Annotated in this window: 10 protein-coding genes and 1 pseudogene; 8 read left to right on the top strand and 3 right to left on the bottom strand. The window is 66.1% G+C overall.

Going from position 1 to position 15,048, the window contains the following annotated elements:
• Window positions 1–35 precede the first annotated feature (35 nt).
• Window positions 36–1,151, bottom strand: a complete 1,116-nt coding sequence (locus tag ACAG21_RS09605) for a hypothetical protein (RefSeq protein ID WP_370495772.1) — start codon at window positions 1,149–1,151, stop codon at window positions 36–38.
• Entirely contained in the window at window positions 1,151–2,284 is a 1,134-nt protein-coding gene (locus ACAG21_RS09600; RefSeq protein WP_370495771.1) for a phosphotransferase family protein, read from the bottom strand. The genes ACAG21_RS09605 and ACAG21_RS09600 overlap by 1 nt, the downstream gene beginning before the upstream one ends.
• Window positions 2,285–2,341: 57 nt before the next feature.
• Here ACAG21_RS09600 and ACAG21_RS09595 point away from each other — a divergent pair, with 57 nt between their 5' ends.
• The 7 genes from ACAG21_RS09595 (at window position 2,342) to ACAG21_RS09565 (ending at window position 8,099) form a co-directional block, all read left to right on the top strand.
• Window positions 2,342–2,944 carry a TetR/AcrR family transcriptional regulator C-terminal ligand-binding domain-containing protein gene (locus ACAG21_RS09595; RefSeq protein ID WP_370495769.1) on the top strand — a complete coding sequence of 201 codons (603 nt, stop codon included), beginning with the start codon at window positions 2,342–2,344 and terminating at the stop codon, window positions 2,942–2,944.
• A complete protein-coding gene (locus tag ACAG21_RS09590) occupies window positions 2,941–3,822 on the top strand; it encodes an SDR family NAD(P)-dependent oxidoreductase (protein WP_370495768.1) in 882 nt (293 codons plus the stop codon). Before ACAG21_RS09595 ends, ACAG21_RS09590 begins: the two co-directional genes overlap by 4 nt.
• A gap of 163 nt (window positions 3,823–3,985) precedes the next feature.
• Window positions 3,986–4,912, top strand: a complete 927-nt coding sequence (locus ACAG21_RS09585; protein WP_370495767.1) for a DUF4129 domain-containing protein — start codon at window positions 3,986–3,988, stop codon at window positions 4,910–4,912.
• Entirely contained in the window at window positions 4,909–5,391 is a 483-nt protein-coding gene (locus ACAG21_RS09580; RefSeq protein WP_370495766.1) for a hypothetical protein, read from the top strand. The genes ACAG21_RS09585 and ACAG21_RS09580 overlap by 4 nt, the downstream gene beginning before the upstream one ends.
• Window positions 5,392–5,405: 14 nt before the next feature.
• On the top strand, window positions 5,406–6,380 hold the full coding sequence (locus ACAG21_RS09575) for an AAA family ATPase (protein WP_370495765.1): 975 nt from the start codon (window positions 5,406–5,408) through the stop codon (window positions 6,378–6,380).
• A 7-nt stretch (window positions 6,381–6,387) separates the two neighbouring features.
• Window positions 6,388–7,647: a DUF58 domain-containing protein gene (locus ACAG21_RS09570; protein ID WP_370495764.1), complete on the top strand. Its 1,260-nt coding sequence runs from the start codon at window positions 6,388–6,390 to the stop codon at window positions 7,645–7,647.
• 2 nt (window positions 7,648–7,649) lie between these two features.
• Window positions 7,650–8,099, top strand: a complete 450-nt coding sequence (locus ACAG21_RS09565) for a hypothetical protein (RefSeq protein ID WP_370495763.1) — start codon at window positions 7,650–7,652, stop codon at window positions 8,097–8,099.
• Between the two features lie 161 nt (window positions 8,100–8,260).
• Here the strand turns inward: ACAG21_RS09565 and ACAG21_RS09560 are convergent.
• Window positions 8,261–8,356: pseudogene (locus ACAG21_RS09560) on the bottom strand (hypothetical protein); the annotation flags it as partial.
• Between the two features lie 370 nt (window positions 8,357–8,726).
• Here ACAG21_RS09560 and ACAG21_RS09555 point away from each other — a divergent pair.
• Window positions 8,727–14,993, top strand: coding sequence for a PPE family protein (locus tag ACAG21_RS09555; RefSeq protein ID WP_370495761.1), 6,267 nt, complete (start codon window positions 8,727–8,729; stop codon window positions 14,991–14,993).
• Window positions 14,994–15,048: the final 55 nt, after the last annotated feature.

The following is a 15,048-nucleotide window of genomic DNA, read 5'->3' as shown; positions in this document are numbered from 1 at the left end:
TATGTCCCGACAAGTCCACGTCCGGGTCGGAGAGGTTACGGCGCAACCGTTAACCAGTCGGCGAACCCCGACGGGTCGTGGCGCCCCAGGGCGCCGTGCTCGTAGAGGCCCCAACCCTCGACCGGCGGCTTGTCGCCCTCGATGCAGACCGCGCGACCGACGTGATCGATCACCCCGAAACCGGCACGTCCGATGATTGCCGGGTCGGTCATGTTGTAGGTCAGACGTTCGGCGTACTTCTCGCCCTTCCAGGTGCCGTGGATCCAGTCCGAATCGCCGCCGTAGCCACCGCCGACGTGAATGGGCACCGGCAACTTGGACTCGACGTCGAAGTGGACCGGTGAGCCGTCCGGAGTGGTCGCGTCGATGGTGGCGCTGGTCGGAATGCGGGTGCCGGATGTGTAGTGGATCTTGACCCGCGGCCAGCCCAGCTGCTCGACGCGGCCGTCGCGCCAGATCCGGGTGCAGTCGTTGAGCGAGCGGAACCCGTTGGGCTCCTCCTGGATGATCAACACGATCGCGAAGTCGTCGAAAGCCATTGGTACGTATAGCCACCACATGCCCTCGAACGGTGGGTCGGCCGGCCGGCCGGCCGGCTCAGCCTCGCCGATCGGGCGGATGCCCCACGACCGGTCGCGGCTCCCCAGCCAGGTGTTGGGGTCGACGACGATTTCCTCGCCGTCGATCACGACGTGTCCGCTCCAGCTGCCCAGCTGCGCGAAGCGCTGCGCGTCCAGCGTGACCCGGTTGCCGGACCGCAGGATGTGCGGCTGTTCCTGGACGACGTCGAACAGGCCCTTCCAGGTGAGATCGGCTGCGATGCCTTCGGTTTCGTCGAGGACGATCCGCAGCTTGTGCAGCGGTTCGATCACCTCGACCCGGTAGCCGTTGACGTGTTGGTTGAGGCGGTCTTGGTCGATCGCGTCCGACACGTGCACCGCGGTCTGGGTGTCACCGCGGCGGATCAGCACGAACGCGTCTTTGACACCGAGGTTGGGGTAGTAGCCAATGCCGCTGATCAAGAAGATGTCGCCGGTGCGGTCATGGGCGTTGAAGTAGGACCGGTCGTAGAAGTTGCGGTCCGAGGAGCCGGGCCACGCGATCGGCTGGGGAATCTGGTGTACCGGGTACTCGTCGAGCGGTCCGAGCATTACTGGTCCTCTCCGATAAGACGTTTCATCAATCCGGCGTGGTAGAACAACGACTCGACGTCGTCCGGCTTTTCGGTTTCGCCGAAGTGCACTCGCCGCGCACCGGTGCGCATGAACACACACGCCCACATCACACCGGAGTACACGTAGAACCAGCGCAGCTCGCCCACTTCGACACCGGCCAGGCGTGCATACGTGGCGCGGACGTCCTCCTCGCGCATCACATCGGGCAGTCCCGGCAATCCGGCAAGCCCGGTGAGTTCCTGGAACACCATGTGCGCGTAGATCATCCACGCGACATCGAGCTCGCGCGGGCCCAGCGTCACCATCTCCCAGTCCAGCACCGCCACCGGTTGGAAGTCGCGGTACAACACATTGCCCACCCGGGCGTCACCCCACAGCAGGACGGGTTCGCGCGCGTCCACTTCCGCCGGCCAGTTGTCTTCCAGCCAGGTGAAAGTGCGCTCCAGCAGCGGCGATCGGCCGATGTCGGGCACGGCGAAGTCGTACCAGTCCCGTACCCAGTTGTAGTGCCGGCGCAGCGCGGTATCGCCCCTGCCCTCCGACAGGAATCCAAATGTACTCTGCGCGTTAGGGATTGAGTGCAGCTTCGCCAGTACGCCGACGGTGGCATCCTGGAGTTCGCGCTGCCGCTCGACGGGTGCGTCGGCGAACCAGTTGTTGCCGAAGGTGTAGGGCATCACGTCGGGCGGCACTTCACCGGCGACGTAGTCCATCACGAAGAACGGTGTGCCCAGAACCTCGCCGGTGGGCTCGAGCCAGCGCACCGGCGGGACCGGGACCTCGGTGAGTTCGCCGACCTTGCGGATCACGTCGAATTGGTGATCAAGCCGGTAGGTGGGAAAGACCTGCACGTCCTCGGCGCTCGGCGCCACCCGCGTCACCAGCTTCTGCTCGGTCGGCTGCCCGCCTTCGTGCCAGCGGGCGGTCAGGATGATGGTCTCCGACGACATGCCCGTCGAATCGACCCCGCTTTCGACCGTGACCTCGGGGTTCGCGCCGTCGGGCAGCACCGTGGACAGCCATTTCGACATCACTGCGGGTAGCGTCGTGACGTCGCGGCTGGAGCGCTGAAGTCGGTCGACGTTGTCGAGCACAGGTTCATTGGCCACGGGGTGCCTCCATTCTTTGAGACCTTTCGCGGCAATTACGATACGGTAGGTAGCGTTATGAAAGCAGACCCGTCCGACCTTGACAAGGCCCCAGGTGCCGGGCGCCCCAGGGACCCGCGTATTGACTCTGCCATCCTTGCGGCGACGGCGGAACTGCTTGTGGAAATCGGCTATTCGAACTTGACGCTGGCCGCCGTCGCCGAGCGGGCGGGCACCACCAAGTCGGCGTTGTATCGCCGGTGGTCGAGCAAGGCGGAGCTGGTGCACGAAGCGGCGTTTCCCACCGCGCCCAGCGCACTGGAAACGCCGGCCGGTGACTTCACCGCCGACCTGCGGATGATGATCGCGGCGGCGCGCGACGTGTTCACCAGCCCGGTGGTGCGCGCCGCGCTGCCCGGGTTGGTCGCGGACATGTCGGCCGATCCCGAACTCAACGCGCGGGTGATGTCACGCTTCGGCGACCTGTTCACCGCGGTGCAGGTGCGGCTGCGCGAGGCCGTCGATCGAGGTGAAGCGCATCCCGATGTCGATCCGGACCGGTTGATCGAGCTGATCGGGGGAGCGACGATGCTGCGGATGCTGTTGCGCCCGGACGAGAAGCTGGACGAGGCGTGGGTGGATCAGACCACCGCGATCGTCGTGCACGGGGTGACGCGATGACCCAGCGACTTGCCGGACGCACGGCGATCGTCACGGGTGCCAGCCGTGGTTTGGGCCGGGCGATCGCGCTGGCCCTTGCCGCCAAGGGGGCGGCCGTCGCGGTGGCCGGGCGCACCGAGCAGGTGTGGGATGACCGGCTGCCGGGGACCATCGGCGAGACCGTCGCCGCCATCGCGGCGGCGGGCGGGCGCGCGGTGCCGGTCCGCGCCGATCTGACCGACCGAGACGATATCGCCCGGTTGGTGGGCGAGGCGCGAGATGCGTTGGGCCCCATCACTGTTCTGATCAACAACGCGGCCTTTACCGCTCCGGGACGACCGCCGGTGCCCGGTGGACAGCCGCGGGTGCGGGCCGCGAAACCGGCCGGCGCCGCCAAACCCGGCTGGCCTGGTTTCGTCAGCACACCGTTGTCCGCATTTCGCCGCCACTTCGACATCGCGGTGTTTGCGGCCTACGAGTTGATGCAGCTGGTGTCCCCGGACATGATCGAGGCCGGGGGCGGCTCGATCGTCAACATCACCTCGGTGGCCTCGCGGCTGCCCGGCAACGGACCTTATCCGGACCGCAGCGGCGGCGTCCTGCCTGGTTACGGTGGTTCCAAGGCGGCGCTCGAGCATCTCACCCAGTGCGCGGCGTTTGACCTGGCCGACCACAACATCGCCGTCAACGCCCTGGCGCCGTCGAAGCCGATCATGACGCCCGGCCTGTCCTACTACGCCACCAACTTCGACGACACGGCAACCGAAGACGAATTCGCCAGGGCGGCAGCGCAATTGACGCTCGTGGACCCCGCCGCCGTCACCGGTCGCACCATCGGTCATCACGAGGTGCTCGACGGCAGCTTCCGGCCGTTCGATGTGCAGGGCTCGCGAGCCTAACACCACTGCGAAAAAGCGGGCCTGATTTGGCAGTGCGGTCAGGCTCGCGCGTTGGGGCGGTGCCCGGGCTGCCAGTTGTCCCTGGCCACAACGCTGCCCGACGTGCGAGTATGAATCAAGCCTGTGCCGCAACGGCATAGGAAAACCGGCGAGTGGTGTGCCAATGCCCGATAAGCCGACAGGGCGCGTCGTTGCGCTCATCGTGCTGTTGATCGTGGTTGCCGCTGCCCTGCGCGGATACCTTCCGGCCCGCGATCATGCGGCGCGCGCGGAAGGCGGCGGCCGAGCGGCGCTGGTATTCGTCGTTGTCCTGCTCAGTGCGGCACTTGCGCTGCTCGCGGTGGCCGTCATCGCGCGACTTCGGGATCCACGCGCGGTCGCACCGAAGGCGGGTGACCTGTCCGGAATGCTCGGTACCGGCGCAGGGCGACCAAGCTGGCGCGTGGTGCTGATCGGACTCGCGGTGATCGTCGCGTGGTTGCTGATCGCGATGCTGCTGTCCCGGTTATCGCTGCCGCACGGCGCGCCTCCCGCGCAGCACGCACCAGACACCGGCGCGGCGCCGAACACCCCCGCACCCCCGCCGCGGCACCGGCCCCCGCAGAACGGCAACATGCTGGGAATCCTGCTGGCCGCCACGGTTGTGATGACGCTGCTCCTCGTCGGCGCAACGTTCATCATGTCGCGACGACGATTGCGCCCCGCGACACTGCCCACCGCCGCCGATGACGACGCCGAATATGTGGCGCCGGCACGGCCTTCGGAATCGCTGGTGCGAGCCGCCGAACTGGGATTGGCCGAGATGGCCGACCGGGGGCGCGAACCGCGGGAGGCGATCATCGCCTGCTATGCCGCGATGGAACGTGAGCTCGCGAATGTTCCCGGAGCCGCCCCCCAGGACTTCGACACACCGACCGAGGTGTTGGCCCGCGCGGTCGAACTCCATGCGCTGCATATCGATAACGCCGTTCAGTTGGTGAATCTGTTCGAGGAAGCACGGTTCAGCCCGCATGTGATGAACGAGGAGCATCGCGACGTCGCGGTCGAGGTGCTGCGCCTGGTTCTCGCGGAACTTCGGAGCGCGGTATGAAAAGGCTGATAGCTCTGGGGGTTTGCCTCATCATCGGGGCGGAGCTGCTGGTGTTGATCGTGCCCGATCGCTCCTTGGTACTGGTCGGGTCGGGTGTCGCCCTGGCCCTGGTGTTGCTCAACATTCGTCGGCTGCTGGGCCGGGGCGCCGAACCCGCGGCCGATCTGGACGACGACGACCTCGGGGATTCGTTGCGCCGCTGGCTGGCCACCACCGAGACGACGATTCGCTGGTCCGAGTCCACCCGAACCGACTGGGACCGGCATCTGCGTCCGATGCTGGCCCGCAGGTACGAAATCGCGACCGGGCAACGACTGGCCAAGGACCCGGCGGCTTTTCAGTCGACCGGCCGGATGCTGTTCGGTGCCGAGCTATGGGAATGGGTCAACCCCAACAACATCGAGCGCTGCGCTGACCACCAGCCCGGTCCTGGCCGGGGGGCCTTCGAAGAAATCCTCCGCAGGTTGGAGCAGGTATGACAGGAGGTGCGGCGATGCCGACCGCTTTGCCGGCCAGTACAACCACCGCACACTGCGAGGCGGTGCTCGACGAAATCGAACGCGTGGTGGTGGGCAAGCGTTCCGCGCTGACCCTCATCCTCACTGCCGTGCTGGCGCGCGGCCACGTCCTCATCGAAGACCTGCCGGGCCTCGGCAAGACACTGATCGCGAGATCCTTTGCCGCCGCGTTGGGTCTGCGATTCACCCGGGTGCAATTCACGCCGGACCTGCTGCCCGCGGACTTGCTCGGGTCGACGATCTACGACATGCAGTCGGGCCACTTCGCGTTCCGGACCGGACCCATCTTCACCAATCTGCTGCTCGCCGACGAGATCAACCGCACACCGCCGAAGACTCAGGCGGCGCTGCTCGAGGCGATGGCTGAAGGCCAGGTCAGCATCGACGGCGAAACCCACAAGTTGCCAATGCCTTTCATCGTCCTGGCGACCGACAACCCGATCGAATACGAGGGGACCTACCCGCTGCCGGAGGCACAGCTGGATCGATTCGCGATGCGGTTGGAACTGCGTTACCTCTCCGAGCGCGACGAGACCTCGATGCTGCGCCGCCGCCTGGAACGCGGCTCGGCCGAACCGACGGTCAATCAGGTGGTCGACGCCCAGGACCTATTGGCGATGCGCGAATCGGTCGAGCAGGTGACGGTGCACGAGGACGTCCTTCGTTACGTGGTGTCACTGGCCACCGCCACGCGCCGCCATCCGCAGGTCGCCGTCGGCGCGAGCCCGCGTGCCGAACTCGACCTGGTCCAGCTCGCCCGGGCCCGGGCACTGTTGCTCGGCCGTGACTACGTGATCCCCGAGGACGTCAAGGCGCTCGCGATAGCCGCGGTCGCGCACCGGATCACGCTGCGCCCGGAGATGTGGGTCCGCAAGATTCAGGGTGCCGACGTCGTCGCAGAACTGTTGCGACGCTTGCCGGTGCCACGTACCAACGAGGGCACCACATGAGCTGGTCGTGAACGAAGCCGAGTTCCGCTGGCGCGCATCACCATTGACGCGGGCGATCGCGACCTGTGGTGGTGTTGCCCTCGTTGCCGCCGTGATCGGCGCGCATTGGCAGCTCGTTGCGTTCGCGGCGCCTCTGCTCGGCGTGCTGTGCTCGGTCAGCTGGCAACACCCCGTCCCGAAGATTTATGTGCGGGCGGAACCGGAGTCGCAGCGATGCTTCGAAGGGGAGCAGGCGCGGGTGAGGCTATCGGCAACCGAGGAAGCCGGGGCGCCCAATGCCTGGGCGGTCGAGCTCACGGTTCCCGCCGTCGAGGGCCTACAGCTCGAGGTTGTCGATTCGGTTTCTTCGCACGCGAAAACGGTTGCCGCCGTGGCGCAGCGCTGGGGTCGATACGCGATCTGCGCCCGGGTCGATGCGGTGGCGCGCGGTGGGTTGCTCACCGGGACGGCGATCGTCGATGCCGCCGATGTCATCGTGTTTCCGCTGACGCCGCCGCAGTCGACGCCCATCCCGCGCACCGAGTTGCTCGACCGCCTCGGCGCTCACTTGACCGGGCATATAGGTCCGGGCGTCGAGTACGCCGATATCCGTCCCTACGTTCCGGGTGATCAACTGCGGGCAGTGAATTGGCCGGTGAGCGCGCGGCGCGGTCAGCTGCACGTGACGGAACGGTTGACCGACCGCGCCGCCGACGTCGTGGTGCTGATCGATGGGTATCGGCAGCCGGCGGGCCCGGCAACCGATGCCACCGAACGAGTGGTACGCGGTGCGGCTCAGGTGGTGCAGACCGCGCTGCGCTACAGCGATCGCGCCGGAATCGTCGCGCTCGGCGGCAATCGCCCGCGGTGGCTCGGCGCCGACATCGGTCAGCGCCAGTTCTACCGGATCCTCGATACCGTCCTGGCTGCGGGCGATCGGTTCGAAAACACCACCGGCACACTGGCACCGCGTGCGGCGGTCCCGGCCGGTGCCATCGTCATCGCGTTCTCCACCCTGCTCGACACGGAATTCGCACTGGCGCTGATCGATCTACGCAAGCGCGGCCATGTCGTGATCGCCGTCGACACGCTGGATGCTTCACCGTTCGAAGACAAACAGGACCCGCTGATAGATCGGCTGTGGGCGTTGCAGCGCGCCGCCATGTATCGCGACATGGCGACCATCGGTGTCGACATCGTCGCCTGGAAGCAAGATCACACCCTGGAGCAGTCGATGGGCGTGATGCCGGATCGCCGCCACCGCGTGCGTGGACGGCTGCGAGGGTAGCCATGTCGTATATCGCGCGCTTGGGAGTCCATGCTCTGGCGATGGCCTTCGGCCTGCTGATGGTCGGCCTGGCCGTGGTTGGCGCCGACGGGCCGGCGCTGGGCGCCGGGATGGCGGCACTGGCCGCGGTGGCACTCGGGATCGTCTTTCGGCCCGCCGCGACGGTTGCCGTGCTGCTCTGCGTGACCGCGATCGCGATCTCCGATCCCTCCTATATGTTCGTGGGACTTTCGGGGTTGTGCGCGGCCGCCTACCTGGTAGCTCGATACGCGGCCGGAATGCCGGAGGCGTTCGCGATGGTGAGTTGGCCGACATTGGTTGGCGCCGTGGGATTTACCCTTGTGGGCGTGGTGGCGATGGCCTTCCCGTTGCACCTGCCATGGGTACCGCTGGCAGCACCGCTGGCGGTGCTGGCGATCTACGTACTGGCGACGCGCCCGTTCTTGAGCTGATCACTCGGATGGTCGTCGACGACGACGCGGTCGTGAGTGCGCGGGGTTGAGGGACTGCGGGTCGCCGACGCGCCGGTCATGGCGCCCCACCAACGCGCCCGCAATCATGGTCGGGGAGAAGGCACCCGATCTGTTGGCGGGCGCGCCCGCGGGTCAGACTGTTACTGCAGTAACTGTGCGGCGTGATCCGCGAGATCGAGCAGCGGTTGCGAGAAGATCCCCAGAATCACGGTGATCGCGGTGCACAGCGCGATCGCGAACCCGACCGTCGGTGACCGACGGCAACGGCTCGGCCTTGATTGGCGGCCCGTGGACGCTGTCGGCTTGCGACGAATCCGAAGGCGCTGAACCTCGAAACCATCACGCCCACAACGGGAGACGCCGTCCGGGCCAGGCCCGATGCGACAACGTCGCGTCCTCTTCGGCTCCACGGCTGGTAGCGGACGTTTATTTCAGTATATGTTGCGCCACCGTAGCGCATGCCGTTATATTTAGCCGGAACAAAGATTCCGACAAGGCGCAGTAACGGATCGACCGAGGTCATTCCGTACCGCTAGGTCGGCTATGAGCCGCTGCGGCACTTTCGTCATATGGGTATGTCGTCATGGCTGGAAGGGAAACGGGGCCATGGATTTTGGGTTGTTGCCGCCCGAGATCAACTCGGAGCTCATGTATTCCGGCCCCGGGTCGGGCCCGATGCTGTCGAGCGCGGCGGGCTGGGACGAATTGGCCGCCGAGCTGGAATCCGCTGCGGCCGGTTACTCCTCGGAGATTGCGGGGCTGACGGGGCAGGCATGGTCGGGCCCGGCGTCGCTAGTGATGACCACCGCGGCGACGCCGTATGTGGAATGGCTGCAAGCGAGCGCCGCTGCCGCCGCGCAGACTGCCACGCAGGCCTATGGGGCGGCGGCGGCTTACGAAACGGCGTTCGCGATGACGGTGCCGCCGCCGGTGATTGCGTCCAACCGGGCGCAGCTGATGACGCTGATTTCGACCAATTTCCTCGGGCAGAACACGCCGGCAATCGCGGCCACCGAAGCCGAATACATGGAGATGTGGATCCAAGACGCCGCCGCAATGTATGGCTATGCCACTGCTTCTGAGTCCGCGAGCACCCTGACCGCGTTTGACGACCCGCCGCAGACCACCAACCAGTCGGGGCAAACCGACCAGGCCCGCGCGGTCGCCCAAGCCACTGCCAACACCACCGGTACCCAAACCCAAACCCTCACAGAGCAACTCAGCTCAACCGCCAACTCCGGCACCACCACCATCGGCTCCGGCCAGACCGTCACCGTCGGCTCTGGCGGCACCTACACGATCGGCTCCGGCGACACCGTCATCGTCGAATCCGGCGGCCAGATCTTCGTCGCATCCGGCGGCACCCTCTCTGTGCAATCCGGTGGCACCCTGATCATCGAATCCGGTGGCAACCTGACCATCTCATCCGGTGGCACCCTCACCAACGCCGGTATCGTCACCAACGCTGGCACGATCTTCAACGCTGGCACGTTGACCATCAGCAGCGGCGGCACCCTCACCGACAGCGGTCTCCTGGACATCACGTCCGGCGGCACGCTGACCATCAGCAACGGCGGCACCCTCGACGAGTTCGGCACTCTTGCTGTCGACACCGGCGGCGCCCTCAACGACTTCGGCAGTCTCACCGTCCACAGCGGCGGCACCCTCAGCGTGAACTACAGCGTCCTCACCATCAACAACGGCGCCACCCTCACCGTCGACAACGGCGGCACCCTCACCGACGCCGGCACCGTCACCATCAACAACGGCGGCGCCCTTACCAACAGCGGCACCCTGACCATCAACGCCAACGGGGCCCTTCACGACTACGGCACCCTCACCGTCAACACGGACGGCACCCTCACCATCAACACTTATAACGGCGTCTTCAACGGCGCCCTCACCGTCAACACCGACGGCACCTTGAACGACTACGGCGTCCTCACTAACAGCGGCACGCTCACGATCAACTCGGGCGGCACCCTCAACGATTACGGCACGCTGACCATCAACTCGGGAGCCACTCTCAGCGACTCCGGCACGCTGACCGTCAACCCCGGCGGAATCCTCACCGACGGCGGCGCCCTCACGATTAACGGTGGCGGCACCCTGACCGACAGCGGCACCCTTACGATCGCCGACGGCGGCACCATAACCGACAGCGGTACTCTCACCATCAACAGCGGCGGGACCGTCACCGTCGACAGCGGCGCCACGCTCACGGCCGCCGACGGCGGCACCATAACCGACAGCGGTACTCTCACCATCAACAGCGGCGGCACCGTCACCGTCGACAGCGGCGCCACCCTCACCGACTCCGGCATGCTCGCCAGCGGCGGCACCCTCAACGACTCCGGCACTCTGAACGTCAACTCCGGCGGCTATCTGATCGACGCCGGCAACCTCACCGTCAACCCCGGCGGTACCCTTACCGACTCCGGCACCCTCACCGTCAACGCAGGCGGTACCCTCACCGACTCCGGCACCGTCACGGTCAGCGACGGCAGCACCTTCACCGTCGACGGCACCCTCATCATCGATGGCGGCACCCTCAACAACGGCGGCATCCTCACCGACTACGGCACCGTCACGCTCAGCGACGGCGGTACCCTCACCAACGCCGGCTCTCTCACGGTCACCGACGACGGCACCCTCACCATCGACAGCGGCACCCTCACGGACAGCGGTTCCCTCACCATCGACAGCGGTAACCTCACCATCGACAGCGGCGGCACCGTCACCGTCGATCCCACCGGCACCCTCACCATCAGCGGCACCATCGACGACATCAACGGCATCCTCACCGATGGCGGCACGCTCACCGACTCCGGCACTGTCAGTATCAACTCCGGCGGCGGTCTCACGGTCAGCTCCGGCGGTACGCTCACGGTCGCCGACGGCGGCACCCTCACCGACTCCGGCACCCTTGCCTCGTCCGGCACGGTCACCGTCGACTCCGGCTCCACCCTGGCCATCAACTCTGGTGGCACTCTTGCCGATTCCGGCACCCTGACCATCAATAGCGGCGGCACCCTCACGGATGGCGGCACCTTGGCGATCAATTCTGGTGGCACTCTTTCCGATTCCGGCACCTTGGCGATCAATTCTGGTGGCACTCTTTCCGATTCCGGGACCTTGGCGATCAATTCTGGTGGCACTCTTTCCGATTCCGGCACCCTGGCGATCAACTCCGGTGGCACCCTTACGGATTCCGGCACCCTGACCGTCAACTTCGGCGGCACTCTCACGGATTCCGGCACCCTGACCATCAATAGCGGCGGTACCCTCACGGACAACGGCACTCTGGCGATCACCAGCGGCGGCACTCTCACCGACTACGGCACAGTCGCGGTCAGTGACGGCAACACCCTAACCGACAGCGGCACCCTGACCATCAACTCCGGTGGCACTCTTACCGATTCCGGCACCGTGACCGTCAACTCCGGTGGCACCCTCACCAACGGTGGCAGCCTCACGGTCGGCGGCAACATCAACACAGGCGGCATCCTCACCGTCGACGCCGACGGCACCCTCACCAACAACGGCATCCTCACCCTTGACGCTGATGGCATCCTCACCGTCAACAGTGGTGGCACCGTCACCCTTGACGCCGACAGCGGCCTCACCGTCGGCCCAGGCGGCACCCTGACCATCAACGGTGGTGGCACCCTCACCGACAGCGGCACCCTGACCGTCAACTCTGGCGGTGTCCTCACCGACGACGGCATCCTGACCGTGCAACCGGGCGGCACTCTCACGGACAGCGGCACCCTGACCATCGATTCCGGCGGCTCTGTGACCGTGAACACCGGCGGTACCGTCACGGTGAGCACCGGCGCTGAGTTCACCAATGGCGGCACCGTGACCGGCGGCACTGTTACGGTCAACACCGGCGGAACCCTGGTCAACGACGGAACTCTCACCAACACCGGCGTCTTCAGCGATTACGGCACCGTCACCGTCCAATCCGGCGGCACCTTCACCAACTACGCAACCCTCACCGTCGGCGACGGCGGCGCCCTCAACCTCAACGACTACGGCACCGTGAGCACCGGCGGCACGGGTAGTACCGTCACCGTGAATCCGGGCGGTACCGTCACCGTGAGCAGCGGCGGTGAGTTCCTCGACCTCGGCGACTTCGTCAACGGCGGCACCGTCACCGTCAACACCGACGGTCTGGTCATCGTCAACGGCCCCGGTCAACTCACCGTGAACACCGGCGGCAGCATCACCGTCAACACCGGCGGTCACGTCACCATGAGCACTGGTAGCACCGTCACCGTCAACACCGGCGGTAGCGTCACGGTCAACACCGGCGGCACCGTGTCCGACAACGCCATCCTCACCAACAGTGGCACTCTCAACGATTACGGAACCATCAGCGTCGGCAACTCCGGCACTTTCACCGTCAACGACGGCGGCACCCTCACCGTCAACACCGGCGCCACCCTCACCGATAGCGGCACCTTCACCGTCAACTCCGGTGGCACCGTCACGGTGGACACCGGCGGTACCGTCGGTGTGAATCCCAGCGGAGCCTTCAGCGACTACGGCACGGTCACCGTCCAATCCGGTGGCACGTTAGGCGATTACGGTACCGTGACCGTCGACCCCGGTGGCACGCTCAGCGATTACGGAACCGTCAGCGTCCAATCCGGCGGCACCCTCAACAACGCGGGCACTGTGACGGTCAATACCGGCGGCAGTCTCACCGACAGCGGCACGCTCGCGAATGCCGGCACCCTCGACAACTCCGGCACGGTCACCGTTAACACTGGTGCCAGCCTCACCAACGGCGGCGCCCTCACCAACAACGACGCTCTGACCGTCAACCCCGGCTCCACCTTGATCAACAACGGCAACCTCACCAACAGCGGCGCCCTCGACAACGCCGGCACCCTCACCGTCAACAACGGTGGCACCCTGATCAACAGCGGCACGTTTACCGACAGCGGCAGCCTCGATGACTACGGCACCCTTACCATCACCGACGGCGGCAGCCTAAACGTCAGCCCCAACGGTTACCTCACCGTCAACTCCGGCGGCACCCTCACCGTCGACGACGGCACCCTCACCAACACCGGCGGTCTCCTCAGCGACCAGGGGACTCTCGCCGTTAACGGCAACGGCTACCTCAGCGTCACCGGCCACGGCTCCCTCAACGTCACCCACGGCGGCGTCCTCAACGACTACGGCACCGTTGCCGTCCAGCCCGCGGGCGTCCTCAACGACGCCGGAACCATCACCGTCCAACCCGGCGGCACCCTCACCGACAGCGGCACCCTCACTATCAGCTCCGGCGGCACCCTCACCGACAGCGGCACCCTCACCATTAATTCCGGCGGTATCCTCACCGATTCCGGCACCCTCACCGTGAACAGTGGTGGCACCCTTACCGATTCCGGCACCCTCAGCGCCAACAGCGGCGGCACCATCTCTGTTGAATATGGCGGCACTCTTACCGACTCTGGCACCCTCATCGTCAACGGCGGCGGCAGCCTCACCGACAGCGGTACCGTCACTGTGCAATCCGGCCACACGCTCAGCGATTTCGGCACCCTCACCGTCAATACCGGCGGCACCCTCAATGACGCCGGTACCTTCACCGTCAACGGCGGCGGCACGGTCTCCGTTGAATCCGGCGGCGTTCTCAACGACTACGGCACGCTCACTGTCCAAGCCGGCGCGACTGTCCACGACGCCGGCACGGTCACCGTCGATATGGGCGGCGTCCTCAACGACGCCGGCACGGTCACCGTCAACACCGGTGGCGTCCTCAACGACGCTGGCACCGTCACCGTCCAAGGTGGCGTCCTCAACGACGCCGGTACCGTCACTGTCGAGCCCGGTGGGGTCCTCAACGACGCCGGCACGGTCACCGTCAACACTGGTGGCGCCCTCAACGACTACGGCACCGTCACCGTCAATACCGGTGCGGCCCTTAATGATTACGGCACGGTCACGGTCGAGTCTGGTGGCACTGTGAGCGACTACGGCACTGTGGCTGTTGAATCCGGCGGTATCGTGAGCGATTACGGCACCGTCACTGTCGACCCGGGCGGTACCGTTACTGTCCAAACCAGCGGCACCCTCTCGGTCGAATCCGGCGGCAGCCTCGGTGACTACGGCACCGTCACTGTCAATACCGGTGGGACCCTTAGCGATTACGGCAGCGTCACTGTCAACACTGGTGGCACCCTCAACGATTACGGCACTGTCACCGTGCAATCTGGTGGCACCCTCAACGATTACGGCATTGTCACTGTCAATACCGGTGGCACGTTGAGCGACTACGGCACCGTCAACACCGGTGGCGTCCTTAACGATTACGGCAGCGTCACTGTCAATAACGGTGGCACCCTTAGCGATTACGGCAGCGTCACTGTCAACACCGGTGGCACCCTCAACGATTACGGCACCGTCACCGTGAACACCGGCGGCACCGTGACTGCCGAGTCCGGTGGGGCCATCACGCTCAGCGACGGCAGTACCCTCACGATCGAGTCCGGTGGGGCGACCACGCTCGACTCCGGCAGCATCATGACCGTCGGTGATGGTGGCACCCTCGCGATCGACGGTGGTGGCTACCTTACCGTCGACGCCGGTAGCACCGTCCCGGTCGAAGGCGGCGGCACCCTTACCGTCGGTGCCGGCGACATCGTCACCGTCGGTCCCGGCGGCTACGCCGGCCATAGCGGCCTTATCGGCCCGGTGACCGTGGCTCCCGGGACGCTACCGGCGCCTCCGGCTCCCGCAGTCGAACCGGAGCTGCTCAGCGTGCTGGCTGCCCCGGGTCTGTCGGGGACCTCCGGGATCCAACCCCAGCTCAATGTTGACGAGCTCTTGGACGCGCTCTCGTACACCGCGGAGTGACCGGGGCGGGGTAAGGACGCGGGCCGACTCTATTTCCGCCGGGTCAGAATAGTTT

Origin of the sequence: Mycobacterium sp. pR1184, from assembly GCF_041287235.1 — a bacterium.
Taxonomy (GTDB): Bacteria; Actinomycetota; Actinomycetes; order Mycobacteriales; family Mycobacteriaceae; genus Mycobacterium.
The sequence above is the reverse complement of the archived record's forward strand: the minus strand, read 5'-3'. Positions and strand labels throughout refer to the sequence as shown.

Excerpts from the sequence above, each read along its gene's own strand:
- ACAG21_RS09595 (WP_370495769.1), top strand. The coding sequence starts at position 2,342 with ATGAAAGCAGACCCGTCCGACCTTGACAAGGCCCCAGGTGCCGGGCGC.
- ACAG21_RS09555 (WP_370495761.1), top strand. The coding sequence starts at position 8,727 with ATGGATTTTGGGTTGTTGCCGCCCGAGATCAACTCGGAGCTCATGTAT.
- ACAG21_RS09590 (WP_370495768.1), top strand. The coding sequence starts at position 2,941 with ATGACCCAGCGACTTGCCGGACGCACGGCGATCGTCACGGGTGCCAGC.
- ACAG21_RS09580 (WP_370495766.1), top strand. The coding sequence starts at position 4,909 with ATGAAAAGGCTGATAGCTCTGGGGGTTTGCCTCATCATCGGGGCGGAG.
- ACAG21_RS09575 (WP_370495765.1), top strand. The coding sequence starts at position 5,406 with ATGCCGACCGCTTTGCCGGCCAGTACAACCACCGCACACTGCGAGGCG.
- ACAG21_RS09565 (WP_370495763.1), top strand. The coding sequence starts at position 7,650 with ATGTCGTATATCGCGCGCTTGGGAGTCCATGCTCTGGCGATGGCCTTC.
- ACAG21_RS09585 (WP_370495767.1), top strand. The coding sequence starts at position 3,986 with ATGCCCGATAAGCCGACAGGGCGCGTCGTTGCGCTCATCGTGCTGTTG.
- ACAG21_RS09605 (WP_370495772.1), bottom strand. The coding sequence starts at position 1,151 with ATGCTCGGACCGCTCGACGAGTACCCGGTACACCAGATTCCCCAGCCG.